Here is a 21826-nt window from a genome sequence, read left to right as displayed (position 1 = left end):
CTCACCCCCTCCCAAAGTTATCCGAACAGCGGGATCGCACCCTGCAGCACCGCGCTTCTTCGGATGTGTTCGCACCGCTGCGAGGCTTGTCCGCTGGCGGGGGGCCGATGACTGCTTTCGGGCACGTGTTACGACAGGTGTCTGCGGGCGCAGCCCAAGCGCACGGTGTTTTTCATCAGCATCGCGACCGTCAGCGGCCCCACCCCGCCCGGCACCGGCGTGATGGCACCGGCGATGGGGGCAACTTCCTCAAACGCAACATCGCCCATGAGTTTGCCGTCGACCCGGTTCATGCCGACATCGACCACCACGGCTCCTGGCTTGACATGCGCCGCTGTGATGAGGCCGGGCTGCCCAACCGCCGCGACCACAATGTCTGCCGTCCGCGTCAAGGCAGCCAGGTCCTGCGTCCGCGAGTGGCAAAGCGTCACGGTGGCGTTGGCTGCGAGCAGCATCATGGCCATCGGCTTTCCGACAATGTTGCTTCGCCCCACCACCACCGCGTGCTTCCCGGCCACGTCAATCTGTTCCCGCTCGAACATTTCCATGATGCCAGCCGGTGTACACGGCCACACTGCAGACAGCCCGACGAAGTTTTTGCCCGCGTTCATCGGGTGGAACCCATCGACATCCTTTTCCGGTGCAATGCGTTCAATCACGACCTGCTCAGAGATGTGAGAAGGCAGCGGCAGCTGCACGAGAATACCGTCCACCTCTGTATCCGCGTTCAATCGGTCAATCTCCGCGAGGAGCGTGTCTTCGGACACATCGCCAGGCAAATGAATGAGCGTGTTTTTCAGGCCAACTTTTTCCGCCGTGCGCTGTTTGTTGCGTACATAGGTGGCAGACGCGGGATGGTCGCCGACCAATACCACGGTGAGCTGAAAGTGAATCCCGCTGGCTTCAAACGCCGTTGTACGCTCACGCACTTCCTGCTGGATGTCCGCCGCAATCTGTTTCCCATCGAGGATTCTGGCCATCCGCGCGCCCCCCTCTGTCCTGCTTACTCTTTGCGGTTGCTGCTGTGCCCCGGAGACAGCCGGGCTTTCGGGTCAATATACGTCTTCGCGTTGTTCACTGCGGTCGGTGCCTCGCCGAACCCGGTCGCGATGAGTTTGACCTTGCCCGGATACGTCACGATGTCACCGGCAGCGTATATCCCCGGAATATTCGTCTCCATCCGGGTGTTGACCACAATCTCGTTGTTTTCAATCTCCAGCCCCCACTCGTTGATGGGACCAAGCGACGCAGAGAATCCCAAACCGCTGACCACCGCGTCCACCGGAATGTCGACGGTCTCCTGCGTTTTGTTCTGAATCAGTGTCGCACGCTTCAGCCTGCCGTCTCCGTGCAGCGCCTTCAATTCGTAAAATGTCCGAACCTCCACGCCAGATGCGTGCAGCTGGCGCACACTTTCTTCGTGTGCCCGGAATTGGTCGCGCCGGTGAATCAGCGTGACCTGCTTCGCCGCACCGTCGAGCATCAGCGCAAAGTCGACGGCCGAGTCCCCGCCGCCAACCACCAGGACGTGCTTATTGCGGAACTTATCAAGATTATCGATAAAGTAGAATACGTCGTCAGGGAAGGCGTCCACGTTTTCACCCGGCAACGGCTTCGGTGTAAACACACCAATACCTGCACAAATGATGATGGCTTTTGAAAGATGGACCTGTTTGTCCGTTCTCAGTTCAAAAATGCCGTCGTCCCGGCGATGCAGACCTTCCACCCGCTCGTTCAGGTGCACGGCCGTCGTGTCGTACTGAAACGCCTGCTGCTTCAACTGCTCGACTAAGTCTCGCGAACGAATCTTCGGAAATCCACCCACATCGTAGATGAACTTTTCCGGATAGAGCGTTGCAAGCTGTCCGCCCAGTTCGGGCAAACTGTCGATAATATTGCAGGTTGCGTTTCGCATGCCACAGTAAAAGGCCGCAAATAAACCGGTTGGGCCGCCGCCAATGATATTGATGTCGTACACCTGCTGGTTTTGCTGCAAGCCGTCCGCCAAGGTGATTCCCTCCCCCGATGCTGCGAGCTTCATACTCGCTCATTATACCTCAGCCCTTTGTACCGTACCAATGACGCCTGGCAATCAAGGCCACCCCAAGCGCGTTGTCGGAAGAGAACCTGGCCGGCGCAAAATGAAGCTGCACATCGCTGCGCAGCGCCGCCAGCTTGTCCACGAGCCGCTGCCGGATAAAGCGGTTTTCCGCCACCCCGCCGGCCACCACGCAATCCGTCAGATCCGTGTGTTGTTCGCAGGCATGAGCAATCGCCTTGACCAGGGTGTTCGCGATACAGGCCTGCACCGCGGCCGCCACAACTTCCGGCGGCTCGCCCTGGTCAATGGCACGCATCGCCGCCGAACAAGGGCCGGAGAAACTCATGCTGGCGCCGTTCACACTGGCCGGGAAACGCAGGCGGAAATCGCCGGGCGCCTGGCTGGCCAGCTGCTCGAGAGCAGGGCCGGCGGGAAACGGACAGCCCAGCGCGACCCCGACGCGATCGACAAACTGACCGGCGTGCAGGTCTGCGCCTTCGCCAATCATCGTGACGTGATAGCCAAACCGGGTTTGACGTGCGGCAAACACGTCGGACGTGCCGCCAGAGAGGTGCACGCCCAGAAACCTGTCGCGCAGGCGCGGTGTGTCAGGTTGGTAAGTCGCCGCCGCGAGATGACCCTCCTGATGGGACGTCTGCAGCACCGGCACGCCGAGCGCGCGGCCAAGCGACGCGGCAAACGATGCACCCGCGGTAAACACTGGCATGTACGAGGTGCAAAACGGCCGCGGGCGAACGGAGACGCCAATGGCCGCGATGGCTGCGGCAGCATCGACGCGTCTCACCTCCCCCATCAACGTGTCCATCAATACGGGCAGATGCCGAACATGAAAAAAGAGCGCTTCTGACTGCCGAAGCCCTCTTTGTCCTGCTGCTACAGGTAAAAGGCGCCGCGCCTCCGCCGCCAACCGGCCGTCCGCCGCAGATACCAGGCACAGGGACGTGGTGTAGTTGCTTGTATCAACCCCAAGGATGTACTGCATACGTCACCTCAACCATCGGACACATCGGATTCTGCGCCACTCGCAGATGGATTGTCGTTCGTCGGCCGCGTCACCGGCAGCATGCGCGCCAGAACGCCGTTCACAAAGCGGCCCGACTCATCGGAACCAAAGTCCTTGGCCAACTCGACCGCCTCGTCGACGATGGTCGCTGCATCCACATCCAGTTCGTGCCGTAATTCATACACGGCCAAGCGAAGAATGTTGAGATCGACGCGGGCGATTCGGTCCAGTTTCCATCCCTCGACATGGGTGCCCAGCAGTTCATCGATGTCCGCCTGTTCGGATTCCGTGCCCGTCACAAGCCGCTCGATGTACGCGACATCCCGTTCCGTGGCGGCATGACCGAATTCCTCTAACACATGCCGAATCGATGCGTGGGCATGCCCCTTCCCCACATCGATTTGATATAACGCCTGGAGCGCGCACTGGCGCGCTTCATGCCTTTTCATGGTCGTACCCCTTCCACAGTGCACAAATCAGCGGTCCGAAGAGTGTTCCGAAAGCAGCTTTTCGACAATGTCCTTCCAGGACGTCCGCGCTTCCGTGATTCTCCCTACGGCATAGCCGAGTCCTGCTAACAGTATGAGCAAGATCGTGTTCCAAAAACCAAAGATCATCCAGGCCAGCCACACGCCGCAGCCTGCCAAAAGGCCGAGCCAGCGCTGTCTGAGCTGGAGGATCCGCGCCGCAAACGAAGCCAGCCATTTCATACCTTAGTCCACCCAGGCTCGCGAACTCTTGTTCGCAGAATGCGGCGCCAATTCCACGACATTCACCGTCACACGCTCCACCGTGACACCGGCCGTCTGTTCCACATAGCTCTTCACCGCATTCTGAATCTCGTTGCTCATTTGCGTCAACTCAACGTCCGGCAGCACGCGAACGCGTGACGCCAGCACGACGCCAGCTTGTCCATTGCGAACGCGCGTGTCAAACTCCTGTACCCCGCGAATGGACTTCCCTGTCCGATTCGCCAGCTGGCGAATGGTTTCAAACGAAATTCGGACGAATCCATGGTCGCCGGGGAGCACAACGTAGTCCTCCTCGGGTCTTCCCCATCGGTAGAACAGGAATCGGAGAGCCAGCAGCCCAAACACGATCGCGATAACGATGGTGTACGCCGGGTAGGCCATTGCGGTGCTGAGCGCCGTCTGAATCCAGCCGCCGGCCGAGCCCAGGCCGACGAGCAGCAGGATGACCGCTGCACAGAGGCTGCCGAGCGTCAGCAGAACTAACAAAAACCGATCGAGAATGCTCACCGAATCCCTCCCATACGGTGCCATACGCTGCCTTAGCGCTTGCGCGGTTCGGCAGCGTAGATGCCGCTCCTCTATGAGCTTGGCGTATTTGTTGCCTTAGCGCTTGCGCGGTTGCCATACGCTGCCTTGGCGCTTTCGCGCTTCGGCAGCGCAGATACCGCTCCTCTATGAGTTTGGCGCGCTTGAGGCCAAGCGATTAGTGACTCTTCTTGTCGCCAGGCAGCAGCTCCGTCACTTCTCTCTGTTTAGCGTGCAACTTTTCCTGGTTAAAGGCAACCGCACCCACGTGAACATGAACGGCCAGCACATGGAGTCCAGTCATGCTCTCGATGGCCTGTTTCACGTTCTCCTGCACGAGCATGCACGTCTCCGGGATGTTGACGCCAAAATCAAGGACGACCGACAAATCGACAGAGCACTCCTTATCGCCGTCGCCGAACTCCACCTTGACCCCTTTGGCGAGGTTCTTGCGTCCCAACAGCTGCTCTGTCAAACCGCCCGCAAAACTGCCGCTCATCCCGACCACGCCAGCAACTTCACTCGCGGCAAGCCCGGCAATGACCTGCAACACTTCATCGGCAATCTGAATCTTGCCCATCTCGCTGGCCTGAAACTCCATGTCTTGCATACCGAACACGCCTCCTTGGCGGTGAGACAGCCCCACCCATCCATCTCTGTTCCGAACACGCGTCGAGACACGGCTTACAAAATCGTGTTCTCTTCCAAAAACCGCGTGGTAAATTGCCCTGACCGAAACTGCTCGTTTTCCATGAGCTTCATGTGAAACGGTATCGTCGTCTGAATGCCTTCCACACGAAATTCACTGAGGGCCCGTGACATCCGCGCAATCGCCTGCTCACGCGTGGGCGCCCAAACAATGAGCTTCGCCACCATGGAATCATAATAAGGCGGCACGGTATAACCCGGATAAACGGCGCTGTCCACACGTACGCCGATACCACCCGGCGGCAGATAATCCACGACGCGGCCCGGGGCGGGCATGAAATTCCTCGCCGGGTCTTCAGCATTGATGCGGCACTCAATGGCGTGACCAACCAATTGGATATCTTCTTGCCGCACCGACAAGGGTTCGCCTGCGGCTGCCAGAATTTGCTCGCGGACGAGATCGACAGATGTCACCCACTCGGTCACCGGGTGCTCAACCTGGATGCGGGTGTTCATCTCCATGAAATAGAACGAACCATCGAGCGAATAGATAAACTCGACCGTACCCGCGCCAACATAGTCCACGGCTTTCGCTGCTGCAACGGCTGCCTTGCCCATCGCTTCCCGGGTTTCGGGTGACAGTACCGGCGAAGGCGCTTCCTCCACCAGCTTCTGCAGCCGTCGTTGAATTGAACAATCCCGCTCACCGAGGTGAATCACGTTGCCGTGACGGTCAGCCAGCACCTGGATTTCAACATGTCGCATTTGTTCAATATATTTTTCGAGATACACGCCAGCATTCCCAAACGCCGATTCCGCTTCGCGCTGTGCCATGCTGACAGCCTGCCGCAGACTCTCTTCGTCGCGGACAATTCGAATCCCCTTGCCGCCGCCCCCAGCAGTCGCCTTGATAATCACCGGGTAACCGATGCGGCTGGCAATTTCGATCGCTTCGTCTGCATCCGCGACCAGGCCGTCACTGCCGGGCACCGTAGGAACGCCCGCTTTCTTCATGGTTTCCTTGGCGACAGATTTATCTCCCATCGTTTCAATGGCATGTGCGCTCGGCCCAATAAAGGTAATGCCGACCGCCTCGCACATTTCCGCAAAATCGCTGTTTTCAGCCAGAAAGCCATAGCCAGGATGAATTGCGTCCACACCAGTCAATGTGGCCACGGTAATGAGGCTTGGAATATGTAAGTAGCTGTTTTTGCTGGGTGTAGGTCCAATACAATATGCCTCATCGGCCAACTGAACGTGGAGCGCGTCGCGATCGGCTTCTGAGTATACCGCGACGGTCTCAATCCCCAGTTCCTTGCAAGCCCGAATGACGCGTACCGCAATTTCACCCCGGTTGGCAATGAGTACCCGTTTAAACATCCTGAAATCCCCTTCGCAAAGTTGTCCGACAAGCCCATGGAACGCTGTCCTTCCGGACGCGTCTGGACGTTCGATTATGCGCGCCGGATTTTGATCAGAGGCTGCCCATATTCAACGAGTTGCCCGTTGTCCACAAGCACCTCGAGTACTTCACCGGAAACCTCTGCTTCGATTTCGTTCATGAGCTTCATCGCTTCAACAATGCAGACCACGGACTTCGGATTCACCTTGGTACCCGGCTCCACGTATGGCGGTGCGTCAGGCGCAGGCGCGCGGTAGAATGTGCCGACCATCGGCGACGTGACAAAGTGCACATTTTCATCCTGCTCCAAAGGCGCATCGGCAGCTGGGGCAGCCGGTGCCGCGGCGGGTGTGCTTGGCGCTGCGGCAGCGGGTACAGCGACCGGCGCCGGAGCGGTATTGGATGGCGTGGACGAGACCACGACGGGCGTTGCTGGCACATCAGCCTTTTTAATCAGGAACTTCATATCATCGGTTTCTACTTTAAGTTCTGCAACACTCGTTTCATCCAACAGTCGGATTAACTCACGAATTTCCCCAATCTTGAACAAGTCCGTCACTCCCCGACAATAACTCATTACCCACTCGTCCAGTATACCATAGGCCAAAAGCGGGTTGCAGAGTGTGAACCGGGAGGACAGCAAGCGCCCTGGCAGCTCGCAGCCTCAGGGCGCTCTGGCGAATCCGCCGCATCCATCATCAGGCGTGCTGGTGGACAATCACCGAATTGATCGGAATGTTCAGTTGCTGACTGACAATGTTCATCACCTTTACCGCATCTTCAGCCGACAGCTTGTTGGTCTGTACGTACACCTGGGCCCCTTGTCCCGTCGCATTTGGCGCAATGACGCAGTTCTTAAACCCTTCTCCGAGAATCTGCTGGCGCGCGTCGCTGATGGCCCCGTCAAGATTCATGTACTGGCGCAGTTCCTGCTGCGCTTGGGCCAACTGCTGTGTGGAAGCGTTGCTGTTGGCGATAATTTGCGTTGCAGCAGCCTCTTTTTGCGAGATTTGCTGCTCAACCTGAGTCTGGTAGTTCGTGAACCAGTCCGCACCACTCGACGGCCCCGTTGCGGCATTCACGCTGCTGGAGGACTTGGAAGTGGATTGCGATGCGGACTTCCCGGTCGAGGCAGAGGTGCTCCCCGTTGCCGTTGTTCCACCCGCGTTCTGGGAACCCTGACTGCTGCTGCCGTTCTCCTGGGTTGTCGTCGTGCTGATGGAAGGACTGGTGTCCGTCGACGACGTGGTCGTGGTCTGGCCGCCATTCATTGTATAGTAGCCAATCAGCATCAATGATAGAACCATCATCGTCGACAGCCAAACTGTTTGCCTTTTTACCACCATGCATTCCTCCTTGGGATTCTACCAATGTTATTTTTGAGGCTCTACGCTAATTTTATATGCAGGCACGTCCAACACATTCGTGATCGCGTCAATGATTTCTGCTTTTGCTGTGTAAAAATCTTGCGCGTTCACTGTCACCAGCACGCCCCGCACGGCTGGCGCCAGGCGTTCAATCACAATCGGTTCGTCAGCGCCCGACGCCGTATGGATGGTCGTCGTCTGTTTGTTCACACTGGTCGACGTCTTCGTGCCCCCCTGCTCTTGGGTCGTTTCTTGCAAATTCTGTGCGAGTCGCAAGGTTTCCGTGGAGTCGAGGGTGACCATGACATGCACGCTGTTGACGCCGGCAATTTGGTCCAGCATGTTCGTCAACTGCGAGTCGTACAGGTTTTCGAACACCAGACCTGGATCGACCTGATTGACATCACTGGAGAGTTCATTGCTCGACCCGGTGGTGCTGTTTTGCGTCTGCTGCGCCACCCCAGCGACGGTCTGCACGGCGTTTCCGGCTCGGCTCCAGATGGAACCGAACACCAGGAGGACGATGCCGAGCGCCCCCAGCACCAGGAGCCATCGATTTTGCAAAAATGGCTTCCAATCCACTGCCACGTTCCCCTTTCTGCGCTCCCTTAGGCATTCGGTGCAAGCACGCTGACCCGCGATGTCGAAATCCCCAGCTGCTTCGCCACCGACTGCCGTACCTCGCTTTGCTCTTCGGGCGTCAGGTTCGCGTGCACCACGACCTGCAAGCTGCCCTGTTCTGCAGACCCTGTCACCGTGATCGACGAGATGGACAAGTGCTCGGTGTCCTCGAGGTTTTGCTGCAGATACGAAGCCAAGAGGTCGTCGATCGTTTGGTCCGTTTCACTTTGCAGCGTGGAACGAAGCCCGGAGAGGTTCGACATCCCGGCAGCACTTTGCGCATTCCACCCCGAAGCTTCTCCGCCGCCGGGCGCTGTTGCATCCGTCGCGTTCGTGCCTGTCACCTCGCGGGCCGCCGCAGCCGCAGCCTGGTCTGCCCAGTCGCGCTGAAACAACGGCACGATGGGCTGGAGCATCGCCGCGATGATGGCCAGTCCCATCACCATACGCACGTACTTCTGCATCGCCTTCGTCGGCAGCAGGAGCTCCGTAAATACCGCCAGCAGCACAATGATGACCATCTGCTTGAGCCACTCGCCAAGGGCTGTCATCCCATCACCACCGCCAAATTGGCAGACGCCAGGAGGATGCAGATGAAGATGAAAAACATCAGCGCCACGGCAGCGACACTGGCGAACACCAACAGCAGACTCTTGCCCAGCGCGCCGAGGCAGGCAATCAGCGGCGTGTCGCCCAGCGGCTGCATAAGCGCTGCGCCGCCGTTGTAAATGAGCGACAGCGCCAGGATTTTCAACGCCGGGAACAACGCGAGGCACGCCACAATGACCAATCCGCCGATCCCGACCGCGTTCTTCACCAGCAGCGAAGCGCTGGCGATGGTTTCCGTAGCGTCCGCGACCGCCTTGCCGACGACCGGCACAAAGGTGCCAACGCCGAACTTGATGACTCGCAGCGAGACCCCGTCCGCGATGCCGCGGCCGGCGCCGAGGACCGCCGTGACGCCCAAAAAGGCGGACAGGCCAAGCCCAAGCACCGCGACGCCGCCGCTGCGCAGCAGCCCCGCCAGCCGCGTGAGCTGGTACCGCGGCGACAGCGCGCTCGCGATGTCCAGGACCGCCGAAAAGAAAATCAGCGGAAACACGACCAGGAACACGAGGTTGCTGACGACTTCCACCGCCACCATCACGACGGGATTGAAAAACGCCGCCGACGCAACTGCGCCGGACGCCGCCAAGAGCCCCGTCATGAGCGGAACGGTGGCGAGCATGAAGTCGTTCATCGACTGAATGGCGTGCCGCGCGGTACCAATGGCTTCCGTGAACGACCCGATGGCGAGCACCATCAGCACCAGAAAGATCATCGCGTACGCAACCTGACTCACCGTCTGTTGCTCGAACGCCCCCTGCAGCGACTCGAGGACGGCCGCAAGCACCGACAGCACCAAAATCCCGCCGAGCAGACGCGCGTTGTCAATCAGCGTGTCCAACAGATACTGGATGACACCCTGCACCATGCCGTGCAGGTTGATGCCTCCATTGTCCAGAATGTCGCGCACCAGGCTGGTGCCGCTCGCGTCGGGCAGATAACCACCGTACTCCTGCTGCAGCGCATCCCAGAAGCGCGTGATGGACTGAATCGGCAGGTGGTCCAGTTGTTCGTTGGCTGCCTGCTGTACGGATACCGTGGGTGTGCTGGCAGCGTTCGATGGCTGGGCCGCGGCATTGTCCGCCCATGCGGCTGTCGCGTGCACGACCAGTGTCAGCAGAAAGACCGCCCACGCGATGCCGAGTTTTCGTACGAGCGCTGGCGTGATGCGTCGCATGGGTTCCTCCTCCCTCGTGGCGCGTTTTTCACCAGCCGCAACCTTCGTGACCGTCATGGCAGCAGATGGACGAGCGCCTGAATCACGTCTGTGACGATGGGAATGGCGAGGATCACAATGCCGACCTTACCCGCCAGTTCAATCCTTCCGGCCAGCGCACCTTCCTGTGCATCGCGCGCCACCTGCGCCGCAAATTCAACGATGTACGCGATTCCGATGATTCTCAGCACCGTGGCCAGAAAACCATGGTCGAGCTTGGCCGCATCCGCCAGCTGCGTCAGCATCTGGACCACCGACGCCATGTGTTGCAAGACCATCAACAAGAGCACGGTACCGGCCAGAAAAGCGACCATCATGGCGAACTGTGGTGCCCGCTGCCGAAGCAGTGCTGCCAGCGTCGTCGCGGTGAGACCGATGCCTACCATTTGAAGGATGTGCAACGGACCTCACCTACTGATTCAGAAACACGCGAGTGATTTCTGAATACAGCTGGTCGACGTAGCCAATGACAATCACAAAAACCGCGACAAACCCGACAAACGTCGTCCAGTGCGCGAATTCCTCTTTCCCGCTCTGTTTCAAAATGGTGTGCAGAATGGCCACCAGGAACCCAATTCCGGCAATCTGAAACACCGCGCGAACCTCTGGCGTCATGCCATCTCCCCCCAAACACCTCCGCCTCGCAATGCCCTGCGGCCACCTGCTCGATGGACGACTCAGTACAGCAGGATGACCACCAGCAGTCCGGCCAGAACGCCAAGATACTGCCACAACCGCTCATTGCGCCGCTGTGCCTCGCGCGCCTCTTCCTCCAGGGCGGACAATCGCGCCAGCGTCACTTCAATTTGCTGGCTTTGGTGAATCCGGTCGGACGTCCCGAGGGTGCTTCCGAATTCCACCAGGCACTCAAAGTCCCGTGCGACGAGTGCGCTCTTTGGCTCACACGCGGCAATCCCCCGGGCAAACGCTTCCGCCGGTCCGACCTCAGGTGCCTCCAGCGCTTCTCCCGCGGTCAGAAACAGCAGGCTGGCAGGCGCGCTGGTGCGCTTGCCGACGTGCGTCAATGCCTGCGGAAGGGGTGTGACGCTGAATTCAATCTCGGTCTGCAGCAGGCGCACCGCCTGCAACAGTGCACGCAGTTCCGCCGGCCGGCGCCGGTACCAGGACGCGACGCGAAACCCTGCGACCGTGGATGCACCGACGACCATCGCTGCACCCAGCGCTCGAATCATGGCCCATCTCCCCTCCGCGCGCCCGCAAACCCTGCCAACGGATGGCCGTGCTCGTCCAGGACCAGCTCCACCGTGCCAGGACCCTGTCTTCGACTGAGCAGCACATACCGCTGAAACGCGCGGGCTTCAAACAATTCCGACATGTACGGCCGGCGCCGCCACTCCTCAATGGTTCCGGCATGGGCGCTGGCCAGCACGGCCACGCCCGCGTGTGTGGCCTCCAAAATGGCGTCGCGATCTTGCGCACGGCCGATTTCGTCCGTGACCACGAGTTCAGGCGACAGGCTGCGAATCGCCATCAACAGGCCCTCCGCCTTCGGACAGGCGTCAAGAATGTCGGTGCGCGGGCCCAGCCGGAACTGCGGCACACCCGCGAGGCAGCCTGCAAGCTCAGAGCGCTCGTCGACCACGCACACTTTGCGGGCACGACTGGCGGGTGAAATCACCCCTTCGCTCCATTGGCGCGCCAAGTCCCGGAGAATGGTGGTCTTGCCGCACTGCGGAGGCGAGACGATGAGTACGCTGTACGGCCGTCCGTCCGTCCGCCTGGCGACATACGGGCGCAGTCGGTCGGCGGCACCCAGGCATTCCTTTGCGATGCGGATGTTGACGGACGTGATGGAACGAATCGAACGCACCGCTCCCGACTCGTACAACACGACATGTCCGGCGACACCGACGCGGTGCCCGCCAGGCATGGTCACAAAGCCGCGCCGCAGCTCGTCCTCGACGGCATACAACGACGATTGCGTAACCCCCTGGACGACACGAGACAAATCGGCTTCCGTCGTGATCCACGCCTCGCCTGGGTCGTCGGTCAACCCGGCCTCCCGGTGCAGAAACCGGTCCAGCGCCGCGCCGCAGATTTCTACGGGCTGTCCCAGCCGAAAGCGCAATTCCTCCATCTTGACCAGCGTGGACGCAGGCAGTTGCAGGACGCGCTGCTGAACTTCCGCCGGACAAACGCGAAGGGCTTGCCGCCACAGCGAAGAAACCTCGTCGATCGACGATTCGTCCGTTGCCACAACCGTTGTCCACCTCCCTGGTAGTCCATATATATGGGCAGGTGAACAAGCTTATGCCCGCTTCCGGGTCTCAACTTGGCATGGACCGCCTGCACGGACTCGCGCGCCTGTGCATGCAATAGGAGGGAGGCAGATCGGCTGGTTGAGGAGGGAAGGAACCCCATGGAACTTGCGGTCATGATTCGGTGGATCGTTGTGTTTCTCGTGATTTTCGTGCTGTTGATGGCGCTGGTTTTCAGCTTTCTTCGAAATCGTCAGGGAAAAGCAAGTCAAACTTGAGTCCCAGCCGTACATGCGAAGCCGCGCCTGTACGGGGCACCCGAGCGGCGCTCTGTCAGCGCGGTTTCGCGGCACTGTGCTGGACAAGCCGTGCCTTACGTTCTTACGTTCAGCCTTACGTTCTTACGTTCAGCCTTACGTTCTTACGTTCAGCCTTACGTTCTTACGTTCAGCCTTACGTTCTTACGTTCAGCCGCGCGCGCCCGTCAGGATGCAGCCGACGCCGACGACGATCAGCCCAATTTTCCACCACGGCACTTGACCGGCCATCCCGGCGATGCCCAGGAACGTCACCGTCACCAGCACAAACGGGCCCACCAGTGCCAGGGCACCGTTGACTTGCAGGGCCTTGTGCGCGGTACCGAAGTACAGCATCAGGACGGCCCCAAGACACTCGACACAACTGGACAAAAAGCGCAAACTGGCCATCGCGTACACAACTTTGTCTTCAATCTCGAACATCGGCGCATCGCCTCACCCACGAAGTGTGGCCCCGCCCAACGCCATCCGGAACGAGGCTTGTACACCTCGTTTATATGCAAACGGAAACCGCCTGAGAACAAAAAAGCCGCTCCCCCTGCACCGCTTTGCATGGGGAACGGTCTTTATCATCAGTGAATGGGTGGCTGCGCCTTCGCTCCTGCGCAGCGGCCTGCGCCGACATGCGGCGCAGGATGTTACACGACGTCAGGCGCGGGAAATGTAATTTCCCGACCGCGTGTCAATCAACAGGCGGTCACCTTCGTTCACAAACAGCGGGACTTGCAGCGTATAGCCGGTTTCCACGGTGGCCGGCTTGCTGCCGCCGGTCGCGGTGTCGCCCTTGATGCCCGGCTCCGTGCGCACGACCTCCAGTTCGACCGTGTTCGGCAAGTCGATCCCGATGGCTGCCCCCTCGTGCATCACCACATAGCAGTTCATGTTCTCCTTGAGGAAGTTCAATTCGTACTCGAGCTGCGACTTCGGAATCTGGATTTGTTCAAACGTCTCGGTGTCCATGAAGGTGTACATGTCGCCCTCTGCGTACAAATACTGCATTTCACGGGTCTCGATGCGCGCGCGCGGCACTTTTTCACCGGCGCGGAAGGTCTGTTCGCGAACCGCGCCCGTCTTCACGTTTTTCAGCTTGGTGCGCACAAACGCCGCACCCTTGCCAGGCTTTACGTGCAAAAACTCAATCACACGGAAAATTTGTCCGTCCACTTCGATGGTCGTCCCGGGACGAAAGTCGTTGCTGGAAATCATTCCATGTTCCCTCCTGTGGTCACATACAGATGTCGATTAAATTGAGATGAGATCACGCTTTGGTGAATGGGTCAGAATCCGGCCGCCGCCTGATTCCACCAGCAGGTCGTCCTCGATTCGCACCCCGCCCCAGCCAGGCAGGTACACCCCGGGCTCGACGGTGACCACCATGCCGGGCGCGAGCACGTCCTCGCTGACTTTTGACAGCCGCGGGCCTTCGTGAATCTCCAGGCCAATCCCATGCCCAAGACTATGGCCAAAGGCGTCTCCCAGCTGATGCTGCGCGAGGAAATCGCGCGCGACCGCATCCAGTTCCTTGCCCGTCTTTCCCGCTGCCACGGCTTCAATGGCGCGCAGCTGTGCATCGAGCACTACCTGGTACACGCGCTTTTGTTCATCGGTCGGTGTTCCGACGACGACAGTACGTGTGATGTCCGAGCTGTAGCCATCCACAACGGCGCCGAAATCGAGGGTCACCAGTTCTCCTGACGCAATCGTCTTGTCGCTGGCGACCCCATGGGGCAGCGCACTGCGCCAGCCGGAAGCCACAATCGTCTCGAACGAGACGGCGGATGCACCCCGTTTGCGCATGAACATCTCCAGTTCAAACGCGACGTCGGCCTCCTTGACGCCCGGGCGCAAGATCCCGAGAATGAAGTCAAACCCTGCATCCGCAACGGCAGCCGCCCGCTCAATGGCGGCGACTTCCCCAGCGTCTTTCACCATCCGCAGCGTATCCACCACTTGGCTCGTTGCGACCAGCTGCAGCCCGGGGATACGCGTTTCCAGTTGACGCCAGGCCAACACGTCCCCATACGTCAGGTAGTCCTGCTCAAAGCCGAGACGTTTCACACCCGCCGTCTTCAACAACGCTTCCATCGTATCCAGCAGCGTGTCACCCTGCGGCACCACCTCGTAGCCGATGCACTGCGCCTTGGCCTGCTCCACGTACCGGAAATCGGCAATGAACCATGCCGCGCGCTGGGTGATGAGAATCGTTCCGGCGGTCCCGGTGAATCCGCTCATGTAGCGTCGATTCTCCGGCCGAGCGACGATGAACCCATCCAACGCGTCTGCGGCCAGACGGTCTCGCAGGCGCTGCAACCGTTCGATCACGATGTTTCCCCCTCCGGCATCGCTTGACGCAGCAAATAGGCGGCCGCGAGCTCGTACCCCGCCGCGCCAAGTCCGACGATTTGCCCCGTTACGACACCTGACAGCACCAGCTGATGCCGAAACGGTTCCCGCTTATGCACGTTCGAAATATGTACTTCAACAATTGGAAGGCAGAGATCGGCCAGACAATCTCGAAGCGCATAACCGTAGTGCCCGAGTGCACCAGGGTTGATGACGAGTCCGTCGGCGTTCGGGCCTTCCTGCTGCAAAAAGTCGATGATGGCCCCTTCGTGGTTGGACTGAAAGGCACGTACGCTGGCCCCGTGACGATGGGCCACGGCTTCCACGCGGCGTACGATGTCGGACAGCGTCTCGGACCCATACACGGCGCGGTCGCGCTGGCCAAGCCGATTCAAATTGGGACCATTGACAAGCAGCAATACCTTCCCGGGGACTGACACAAAGGACCGTCCTTCCTGCCGCAGCACGGCCAAAATCTTTGTTATTGTACCATATGGATTGCTATACTGAAACCAGTCGGCTGAACGTGCACCAAAGGGCGGCCGCGTCTGGGGAGGCGAAGGCTCGTTGCTCGAATTATGGATGGTACGACACGGAGAAACGGACTGGAATCGAGCGGAAAAAGTACAGGGGTGGACCGATGTTCCCCTCAACGAAACCGGACGGATGCAAGCCAAACGCCTGTCCGAACAACTGACAGGCATTCCGTTTCTCGCGATTTTCTCAAGTGATCTGCAGCGCGCCAGAACCACCGCCATGACCTTGCAGGCAGGGGTCGGTGCCCCGCTCTACATTGACAAACGGCTGCGCGAACGCGGTTTTGGCGCTGCGGAAGGCATGAATCGGCACGAGGTGCGCGCACGTTTTGAGAACGGCGTACCGGACGAAGAACCCTTGACATCCCTGCAGTCCCGCGCAGCTGCATTTTTGGCGGACATGGGACAGCAGTATGCTGCCGGACGCATCCTCTGCGTCACACACGGCGGCTTCATTCGTACACTGCTCCACCTCACCGGCGTCGCGGACATCCCCCCCATTCTCAATACCAGCGTGACCCGCCTTCACTTTGATGGCGTATCCTGGATGGTCCCGGTGATCTCCGCCGCGGCGCACCTGGAAAGCCCTGCCTCGACGGCGGGATCGGACGCGAACGCAGGCGGCAGCGGGGCGCCCGCTTGAGTCGGCCGGCACGGACGCGAAGGGAAGCCGCTTCAGCAGGGCTACTTTGCGCGTTTGTAAAAGGGCGTCTTCACCACCCTGCAGGGGACCTGTTTGCCGCGGATCTCGACCTGCAGGGTCGACCCAACCGCAGCGGCGTCGGCCGATACGAGGACGAGCCCAATCGGGATCTGCAGCGTGGGCGACTGGGTGCCGGAGGTCACATACCCGACTTGTCGCCCAGCGTGGTAAACCGGGTACCCTTGGCGCGGGATGCCGCGGCCTTCCATGGTGATGCCGACGACTTTGCGGGAGACGCCCTCCGCCTTCTGGCGCGCCAGTGCATCTTTGCCGATGAAGTCCCCCTTGTCCAGTTTGACAAATCCGCCCAGCCCCGCCTCGAGCGGAGAAATGTCCTCTGCAAGTTCATGCCCGTACAGCGGCAGCCGCGCCTCGAGTCGCAAGGTATCGCGGCAGCCAAGACCGCACGGCAGGATGCCGAACGGCTGACCCGCATCGAGGATTTCACGCCACAGCGGCACCGCCCAAGCCGCCTCCACATACAGCTCGAACCCGTCTTCCCCGGTGTAACCCGTGCGCGAGACCACGGCTGGTGCACCCGCCACCGTCGTCTCCACGAAGCGATAAAAACCCACCTCGTTCAAGTCGGACGACGTGATGGTCTGCAGAACCTCCTGTGCGCGCGGTCCCTGCAGCGCGAGCAAGGCGATGTCCGACGAACGGTTCGTCAAGGTCACCCGAAACGGGTCCGTGTGCGCGCTCATCCAGGCAAAGTCCTTCTCGATGTTGCCCGCGTTGACGACCACCCAGCATCGCTCTGCGGAAAAACAATAGACCAGCAAGTCATCGACGCAGCCGCCGTGATCGTACACCATGGGGGAATACATGGCCATGCCGGGAGACAGCCGGGCTGCATCATTGGTGACGAGGAACTGGAGAAACGGAATCGCATCCGGACCCGTGATTTCAAACTCGCCCATGTGCGACACGTCAAAGAGCCCCCCACGCGTGCGAACCGCCTCGTGCTCGGCCAGGATGCCTGAAAATTGCACGGGCATCTCCCAACCGCCGAATTCAACGGTCTTGGCCCCATAGGCTTCGTATATCTCAAACAAAGGTGTACGCCGCAGTGACACCGAAGTTCCTCCCATCAGACGCCAGTCAAGGCGTGCACAACCCGCCGCGGGGTCGTCCCTCGAATGGCGCATGCAAGATTTTAGAGAATCCGTCCATACTACGGAGACGCGCGTGCATCCATCATCGCGATCGCGCGACGACTCAGGCGACGGAGGTCGAGCCCTGTGCCATCACAAGCTGCTCGTTCGACAACCCCCGGACTCCCGCCCATCGTTTGGCGCGACGAGGACACCTGTCGTGCGTTTACAGAATACCTGCAAAGCGCCGCGATTGGCAACAACACGTCGGGACAATGGCGCCTCTTTCAACTTTGCGAAACGGTCACCCGCGCTCGGCTGGCGGGTGCGTTTGACGAATTTCTCGCACTGGACCACATTCAGGGATTCAACCCGTTTCCCCATCAAATCGAAACCGCAGCGCGCGTCATCCGCGAGCTGCACGGACGGGCCATCCTCGCGGATGAAGTGGGCCTCGGCAAGACCATCGAGGCCGGGCTGGTCATGAAGGAGTACCAGCTGCGCAATTTGGCGCGCAAGATGCTCGTGCTGGTCCCCGCCTCCCTCGTTCTGCAGTGGACCCGCGAACTCAATGAGAAGTTTCGGCTCGGGGCCTTCGCGCAGCGCAACGAATGGAGCTGGGCGCAGCACGATGTCGTGGTCGCTTCGCTCGATACTGCGAAGCGCGAGCCGCATCGGTCGGCTGTCCTTGGGATTCAATGGGATCTCGTTGTGGTGGACGAGGCCCACAAATTGAAGAACAGCCGCACCCGGAACTGGCAGATGGTCAACCAAATCCCCAACAAGTACATGCTTTTGTTGACGGCCACGCCGATGCAAAACGACCTGAAGGAACTGCACACGCTCATCACGCTGCTCCGCCCAGGGGCGCTCGGCAACACCCAGGACTTTGTGTCGCAGCACATGGAAGGCCGGCGTACGCCGAAGGACCCAGCGACACTGAAGTCCCAGCTGACCCATGTGATGATTCGCAACCGCCGCTCGGACGGCAGAACCACTTTGCCGAACCGGCATGTCAACGTGGTGCCGCTCGAGCTGACACCTGAGGAGCGGGCACTCTACGACGCCGTTCAGACCTTTTTGCGCGCGGAGTACACCCACAGAAAAGAAACCAGGTCGTCGATGCTCCCGCTGGTGACGCTGCAGCGGGAAATCTGCAGCTCACCGTACGCGGCCATGCTGACGTTGGAGCGGATGCAAAAGCGGACCAAAAACCAGGAGACCATCCGCGTCATCGACGAGATGCTGCACATGGCCGAGCAGATTCGCACCTATACCAAGGTGGACAAGGTCCTGCGGATGCTGGAAGACATCCCGGACAAGTGCATCATCTTTACGGAGTACCGCGCCACGCAGGACTTTTTGCTGTACATGCTGAAAAAGCAAGGAGTCACGGCGGTGCCGTTTCGGGGCGGATTCGGGCGCGGTAAGAAGGATTGGATGAAAGACCTTTTCGCGCGGAAAATGCAGGTGCTTGTGGCCACAGAGTCCGGCGGTGAAGGCATCAACCTGCAGTTTTGCCATCACATGATCAACTTCGACCTGCCGTGGAATCCCATGCGGCTCGAGCAGCGAATCGGACGCATTCACCGCCTGGGTCAAACCCAGGACGTCCACATCTGGAACTTGTCCACCAACAACACGATTGAAAGCCACATCGTCAACTTGCTGCAGGAGAAGATCCGCATGTTTGAGCTGGTCATTGGTGAATTGGACTACATTGTGAGCGGTGAGACGACAGTCAGTAAATTTGAAGAGGGCATTTTGGAACTGGCGATGACGAGTCAATCCGACGATGAGTTTCAGGAGCGGCTGGACGCGTATGGAGAACGATTGCTGAAGAAACCACTGGGGACAACGGAGGTGCAAGTGTGAGTACGTCACCGCTCCGAAGCGCTGACGAGCGAATCGCATTCTGCGACGCGTACTTTTCTGCGGTTGGTGCACGCTGTGTTTACCAATCGCCAGCGTACAGGGAGTATGAACTCCCGCGCGATGTCGATAAGGAACTGACCGATCGGCCCTATTACTGGTTATGGGTCGAACAAACCGACCAGGAGGTCCCCCCGACCGTGTTGCGGCTCGCCTTTTCGGAAGAAGCGGTCGCGCGCGAAAACGAACGACTGCGCGAAAAGGCGATGAAGCAGGCGAACTTTGATGCGATGTCCGAGGTTGAGCGCATGTTTTTCCGACCGCCCACGGCGGAGTATGTCGCGTTGGGAAGCTTTCGGCTCGATAAAATCTACGAGTCCATTGAGAAGCGCGGCAGATTTGCAGCCGTCGCCGTGATGCCGGGAGGGCCGTCCGAGGGAGAGCGGCCGGCGGCCCAGCCGCTGGCGCGCACCCCTTGGGTGCCGTGGCTGATGGTGAACGCCGTGGTTTCCTATCGCTGTGATTCCGTCCAGCAAGCGTGGTACTCGGTGGGCGTGTGTCTGGAGAATGGACAGGTTGTGGACCGATTCTACCCATCCATCCAGCGTCTGCCGCTCCAGCCCGTTGACCCGGCGATACTCCTTCGCCCCGGCGACCGTTCGGTGGCGTCCGCCATTGCGTCCGCCAAGCAAAAGATGGAGCGGCTCGCGTCAAGCGGACCTGAAACCTGGGCACAAGCCGCGTCGGAACGGCTTCGCAAAGAAGAGCAGCAATTGACGACCTATTATCAGAGCATTCTGCCCGACCTGCCTCCGGAAGAACACCCGGTCGTCGAGGCCGAACTTGCGAACAAGCTTCGACAGTTGAAAGAGCGTATGGCACCCCGCATCGAGCTGGACATCCGACAGCTGGCCCTCGTCGGACTCGTCGCCAAATGACGCGCAAGCCGCTGCGCGGTCACCTGCTGAAACTGCGTGCGGCGCCGTGGCTAGGTCAGCGACTGCAGGTTGCGCTGGCGCGCGTCCGGACCATCCATCTTGGCCAGTTTGGCCATCTGCATAATTCGACTGCGCAACGGACCCACCGTATCCTGGAGGTCCGCCCCGTTGCGGCGGTAGACATCCGGCGGCGCAAAATTGCTCGTAAACCAAGTCGGTAACTTCGCGTGGAAACGGTGGTTGATGATGCGAAACAGCTTGTCCAGTGTAAACTCATTGGCGCGCTCCTGCGCAAACTCATCAATGAACAGCACCGGTGCTGTCGTATAGACCTCCATCAGCGGCTCGAGGTCGCCGCCTTCGGCGATCACGTGACGCATGCGATCGAACAGCGAATCGGAACGGACGAACAGACAAGGCACCCCGCGGTCCTGCAGGCGATTGACCACCGCCAGCATCAGGTGCGTCTTGCCAACCCCAGGAGGTCCAAACAAGTACAGCCCTGAACCTTTCGCACCCGTCTGCCACGTCTCCGCGAAACGTTCCGCGTACGCCAAGAGCCGCGGGTACTTCTTGCGCTGCTCCTCGGGAAAGTTGGAGAACTGAAAGGTACGGTCCTCCGGCAGCGCGCCAGAAAAAGCGCTGATGCGTTTGACGCGCGCCTGCATCTGCGCCTCCTGGTAGGGTTGGCAGCGGGAAACCACCGCCGTCAACTGGCGCCCCTGCAGTGCCAGCGACTGCGTGAACCCCTTCATGTCGCCTTCCTTGCCGCAGTTGGAAAAGCCCTGGCAGTGCGCGCAGATGTCCCGCTGCCGGATGTGCGTGAGGAGCAGCGCCTGATTGCGGAGGATGACATCGTCAGACACGTCCCACGCGGCCAATTCCGGAATTTGCTTGCGGAAGTAGGCGGCATCATGGTTCGGCAGCTTTTGGCGCCAGTTTGGCGGAATCACATCCCGGATGTGCTGCATGCATTCCATCTCCTCCGGCTGGTCAAACGAACAGGGTATCAGGCATCCATCGAAGCGGCATCGCACCCTTCCTGCAAATGCCGCGCAATCACGTGTACCACTTCTTCCGGGGTTCGCCCATCAATCGAAACCCGGAACTGAGCTACCTCATCATACAAGGATTTTCGGCGCTCGTATAGTTCCAAGATGCGGCGCTCGACGCTCACCGCGTCGCGGAACATCGGCCGGCCCGCCGTCTCTCCCGCCAAATGCGCCGCCAGTGTTGCCACCGTCGCCCGCAGTTCGATCACGGTCCAGTCTCGCGACAATTGCGCGCGGCAAGCCGCGGTCTCGACGACACCGCCGCCGGTTGCGCACACGCATCCGCAGAGCGCGTCGTCCTGCGCGACCGACACTAACGCTTCCAGTTCCAAGCGGCGGAAGGCCGCCTCCCCTTGCTTGGCAAATATTTCAGGGATGGATAACCCCGCATGCGCGACGATCCATGCGTCCAAGTCCACGAACGGTCGACCCAGCGCCGCGGCAAGCCGCTGTCCAACCGTGGTCTTCCCCGACCCCATCGGACCAATCAGGGCAATGCGGCCGCAGTGCGGGTTCGACCCGAGATTTGACGATTGATTCATCAAGCGTT

27 protein-coding genes are annotated in these 21826 nt (G+C 60.0%); 3 read left to right on the top strand and 24 right to left on the bottom strand.

Translation table 11 applies throughout. The features are described from left to right. Window positions 1–128: 128 nt before the first annotated feature. The 21 genes from folD to aroQ all read right to left on the bottom strand — a co-directional run bounded on the left by folD (window position 129) and on the right by aroQ (window position 15521). Window positions 129–980, bottom strand: coding sequence for a bifunctional methylenetetrahydrofolate dehydrogenase/methenyltetrahydrofolate cyclohydrolase FolD (folD, locus tag JI721_RS15585; protein ID WP_274455771.1), 852 nt, complete (start codon window positions 978–980; stop codon window positions 129–131). 23 nt (window positions 981–1003) lie between these two features. Next, window positions 1004–2008: an NAD(P)/FAD-dependent oxidoreductase gene (locus tag JI721_RS15580; RefSeq protein ID WP_274455770.1), complete on the bottom strand. Its 1005-nt coding sequence runs from the start codon at window positions 2006–2008 to the stop codon at window positions 1004–1006. Between the two features lie 49 nt (window positions 2009–2057). Beyond that, entirely contained in the window at window positions 2058–3044 is a 987-nt protein-coding gene (locus JI721_RS15575) for a Kae1-like domain-containing protein (RefSeq protein ID WP_274455768.1), read from the bottom strand. 8 nt (window positions 3045–3052) lie between these two features. Then, window positions 3053–3514, bottom strand: a complete 462-nt coding sequence (gene nusB, locus JI721_RS15570; protein ID WP_274455767.1) for a transcription antitermination factor NusB — start codon at window positions 3512–3514, stop codon at window positions 3053–3055. A 27-nt stretch (window positions 3515–3541) separates the two neighbouring features. Then, entirely contained in the window at window positions 3542–3775 is a 234-nt protein-coding gene (locus tag JI721_RS15565) for a DUF2273 domain-containing protein (protein WP_274455766.1), read from the bottom strand. 3 nt (window positions 3776–3778) lie between these two features. Beyond that, window positions 3779–4324, bottom strand: coding sequence for an alkaline shock response membrane anchor protein AmaP (amaP, locus tag JI721_RS15560; protein WP_274455765.1), 546 nt, complete (start codon window positions 4322–4324; stop codon window positions 3779–3781). Between the two features lie 196 nt (window positions 4325–4520). Further along, window positions 4521–4952, bottom strand: coding sequence for an Asp23/Gls24 family envelope stress response protein (locus tag JI721_RS15555; protein ID WP_274455764.1), 432 nt, complete (start codon window positions 4950–4952; stop codon window positions 4521–4523). Between the two features lie 74 nt (window positions 4953–5026). Next, window positions 5027–6370, bottom strand: a complete 1344-nt coding sequence (gene accC / locus JI721_RS15550) for an acetyl-CoA carboxylase biotin carboxylase subunit (protein WP_274455763.1) — start codon at window positions 6368–6370, stop codon at window positions 5027–5029. Window positions 6371–6444: 74 nt separating this feature from the next. Continuing rightward, window positions 6445–6942 (bottom strand): acetyl-CoA carboxylase biotin carboxyl carrier protein, encoded by a 498-nt coding sequence (gene accB / locus JI721_RS15545; RefSeq protein ID WP_274455762.1) that lies wholly within the window; start codon window positions 6940–6942, stop codon window positions 6445–6447. A gap of 148 nt (window positions 6943–7090) precedes the next feature. Beyond that, entirely contained in the window at window positions 7091–7738 is a 648-nt protein-coding gene (locus JI721_RS15540) for a SpoIIIAH-like family protein (protein WP_274455761.1), read from the bottom strand. A 27-nt stretch (window positions 7739–7765) separates the two neighbouring features. Beyond that, the gene (locus tag JI721_RS15535) at window positions 7766–8341 is read right to left on the bottom strand and encodes a hypothetical protein (protein WP_274455760.1); all 576 of its coding nucleotides are present in this window, start codon (window positions 8339–8341) and stop codon (window positions 7766–7768) included. Between the two features lie 26 nt (window positions 8342–8367). Then, entirely contained in the window at window positions 8368–8931 is a 564-nt protein-coding gene (spoIIIAF, locus tag JI721_RS15530; RefSeq protein ID WP_274455759.1) for a stage III sporulation protein AF, read from the bottom strand. Then, the gene (gene spoIIIAE / locus JI721_RS15525) at window positions 8928–10163 is read right to left on the bottom strand and encodes a stage III sporulation protein AE (RefSeq protein ID WP_274455758.1); all 1236 of its coding nucleotides are present in this window, start codon (window positions 10161–10163) and stop codon (window positions 8928–8930) included. Before spoIIIAE ends, spoIIIAF begins: the two co-directional genes overlap by 4 nt. Window positions 10164–10216: 53 nt before the next feature. Further along, a complete protein-coding gene (gene spoIIIAD / locus JI721_RS15520) occupies window positions 10217–10603 on the bottom strand; it encodes a stage III sporulation protein AD (protein WP_274455757.1) in 387 nt (128 codons plus the stop codon). A 10-nt stretch (window positions 10604–10613) separates the two neighbouring features. Next, a complete protein-coding gene (gene spoIIIAC / locus JI721_RS15515) occupies window positions 10614–10817 on the bottom strand; it encodes a stage III sporulation protein AC (RefSeq protein ID WP_274455756.1) in 204 nt (67 codons plus the stop codon). 62 nt (window positions 10818–10879) lie between these two features. Next, the gene (spoIIIAB, locus tag JI721_RS15510) at window positions 10880–11395 is read right to left on the bottom strand and encodes a stage III sporulation protein SpoIIIAB (RefSeq protein WP_274455755.1); all 516 of its coding nucleotides are present in this window, start codon (window positions 11393–11395) and stop codon (window positions 10880–10882) included. Then, entirely contained in the window at window positions 11392–12420 is a 1029-nt protein-coding gene (spoIIIAA, locus tag JI721_RS15505; RefSeq protein WP_274455753.1) for a stage III sporulation protein AA, read from the bottom strand. Before spoIIIAA ends, spoIIIAB begins: the two co-directional genes overlap by 4 nt. 468 nt (window positions 12421–12888) lie before the next feature. Next, window positions 12889–13161, bottom strand: a complete 273-nt coding sequence (locus JI721_RS15500; protein ID WP_274455751.1) for a YqhV family protein — start codon at window positions 13159–13161, stop codon at window positions 12889–12891. Between the two features lie 225 nt (window positions 13162–13386). Beyond that, a complete protein-coding gene (efp, locus tag JI721_RS15495; protein ID WP_274455749.1) occupies window positions 13387–13944 on the bottom strand; it encodes an elongation factor P in 558 nt (185 codons plus the stop codon). Between the two features lie 36 nt (window positions 13945–13980). Next, window positions 13981–15057 carry a M24 family metallopeptidase gene (locus JI721_RS15490; RefSeq protein ID WP_274457900.1) on the bottom strand — a complete coding sequence of 359 codons (1077 nt, stop codon included), beginning with the start codon at window positions 15055–15057 and terminating at the stop codon, window positions 13981–13983. Continuing rightward, on the bottom strand, window positions 15057–15521 hold the full coding sequence (gene aroQ, locus JI721_RS15485) for a type II 3-dehydroquinate dehydratase (RefSeq protein WP_274455748.1): 465 nt from the start codon (window positions 15519–15521) through the stop codon (window positions 15057–15059). Before aroQ ends, JI721_RS15490 begins: the two co-directional genes overlap by 1 nt. Window positions 15522–15648: 127 nt before the next feature. On the opposite strand from aroQ, the gene JI721_RS15480 reads away from it, so the two are divergent. Next, window positions 15649–16260: a histidine phosphatase family protein gene (locus JI721_RS15480; protein ID WP_274455747.1), complete on the top strand. Its 612-nt coding sequence runs from the start codon at window positions 15649–15651 to the stop codon at window positions 16258–16260. A gap of 41 nt (window positions 16261–16301) precedes the next feature. Here the strand turns inward: JI721_RS15480 and gcvT are convergent, their stop codons facing one another. Next, entirely contained in the window at window positions 16302–17396 is a 1095-nt protein-coding gene (gcvT, locus tag JI721_RS15475; RefSeq protein WP_407654046.1) for a glycine cleavage system aminomethyltransferase GcvT, read from the bottom strand. Between the two features lie 165 nt (window positions 17397–17561). On the opposite strand from gcvT, the gene JI721_RS15470 reads away from it, so the two are divergent. Both JI721_RS15470 and JI721_RS15465 read left to right on the top strand, forming a co-directional pair. Next, complete coding sequence (locus tag JI721_RS15470; RefSeq protein WP_274455745.1) at window positions 17562–19289, top strand: DEAD/DEAH box helicase; 1728 nt, start codon at window positions 17562–17564, stop codon at window positions 19287–19289. After that, window positions 19286–20224 (top strand): YqhG family protein, encoded by a 939-nt coding sequence (locus tag JI721_RS15465; protein WP_274455744.1) that lies wholly within the window; start codon window positions 19286–19288, stop codon window positions 20222–20224. The genes JI721_RS15470 and JI721_RS15465 overlap by 4 nt, the downstream gene beginning before the upstream one ends. Window positions 20225–20274: 50 nt before the next feature. Here JI721_RS15465 and zapE read toward each other — a convergent pair whose 3' ends face one another. Together zapE and JI721_RS15455 are read right to left on the bottom strand one after the other, a co-directional pair. Then, window positions 20275–21195, bottom strand: a complete 921-nt coding sequence (zapE, locus tag JI721_RS15460) for an AFG1/ZapE family ATPase (RefSeq protein ID WP_274455743.1) — start codon at window positions 21193–21195, stop codon at window positions 20275–20277. A gap of 38 nt (window positions 21196–21233) precedes the next feature. Continuing rightward, window positions 21234–21818 carry a shikimate kinase gene (locus tag JI721_RS15455; protein ID WP_274455742.1) on the bottom strand — a complete coding sequence of 195 codons (585 nt, stop codon included), beginning with the start codon at window positions 21816–21818 and terminating at the stop codon, window positions 21234–21236. Between the last annotated feature and the right edge of the window lie 8 nt (window positions 21819–21826).

Origin of the sequence: Alicyclobacillus cycloheptanicus, assembly GCF_028751525.1 — a bacterium.
Taxonomy (GTDB): domain Bacteria; phylum Bacillota; class Bacilli; order Alicyclobacillales; family Alicyclobacillaceae; genus Alicyclobacillus_L; species Alicyclobacillus_L cycloheptanicus.
This window is presented reverse-complemented; position numbering and strand designations above follow the sequence as displayed.

Coding starts and splice junctions, on each gene's coding strand:
- JI721_RS15555 (WP_274455764.1), bottom strand. CDS start 4,952: ATGCAAGACATGGAGTTTCAGGCCAGCGAGATGGGCAAGATTCAGATT.
- JI721_RS15540 (WP_274455761.1), bottom strand. CDS start 7,738: ATGGTGGTAAAAAGGCAAACAGTTTGGCTGTCGACGATGATGGTTCTA.
- JI721_RS15575 (WP_274455768.1), bottom strand. CDS start 3,044: ATGCAGTACATCCTTGGGGTTGATACAAGCAACTACACCACGTCCCTG.
- folD (WP_274455771.1), bottom strand. CDS start 980: ATGGCCAGAATCCTCGATGGGAAACAGATTGCGGCGGACATCCAGCAG.
- efp (WP_274455749.1), bottom strand. CDS start 13,944: ATGATTTCCAGCAACGACTTTCGTCCCGGGACGACCATCGAAGTGGAC.
- spoIIIAB (WP_274455755.1), bottom strand. CDS start 11,395: ATGATTCGAGCGCTGGGTGCAGCGATGGTCGTCGGTGCATCCACGGTC.
- JI721_RS15565 (WP_274455766.1), bottom strand. CDS start 3,775: ATGAAATGGCTGGCTTCGTTTGCGGCGCGGATCCTCCAGCTCAGACAG.
- accC (WP_274455763.1), bottom strand. CDS start 6,370: ATGTTTAAACGGGTACTCATTGCCAACCGGGGTGAAATTGCGGTACGC.
- zapE (WP_274455743.1), bottom strand. CDS start 21,195: ATGCAGCACATCCGGGATGTGATTCCGCCAAACTGGCGCCAAAAGCTG.
- nusB (WP_274455767.1), bottom strand. CDS start 3,514: ATGAAAAGGCATGAAGCGCGCCAGTGCGCGCTCCAGGCGTTATATCAA.
- JI721_RS15455 (WP_274455742.1), bottom strand. CDS start 21,818: ATGAATCAATCGTCAAATCTCGGGTCGAACCCGCACTGCGGCCGCATT.
- spoIIIAE (WP_274455758.1), bottom strand. CDS start 10,163: ATGCGACGCATCACGCCAGCGCTCGTACGAAAACTCGGCATCGCGTGG.
- JI721_RS15500 (WP_274455751.1), bottom strand. CDS start 13,161: ATGTTCGAGATTGAAGACAAAGTTGTGTACGCGATGGCCAGTTTGCGC.
- spoIIIAF (WP_274455759.1), bottom strand. CDS start 8,931: ATGACAGCCCTTGGCGAGTGGCTCAAGCAGATGGTCATCATTGTGCTG.
- spoIIIAC (WP_274455756.1), bottom strand. CDS start 10,817: ATGACGCCAGAGGTTCGCGCGGTGTTTCAGATTGCCGGAATTGGGTTC.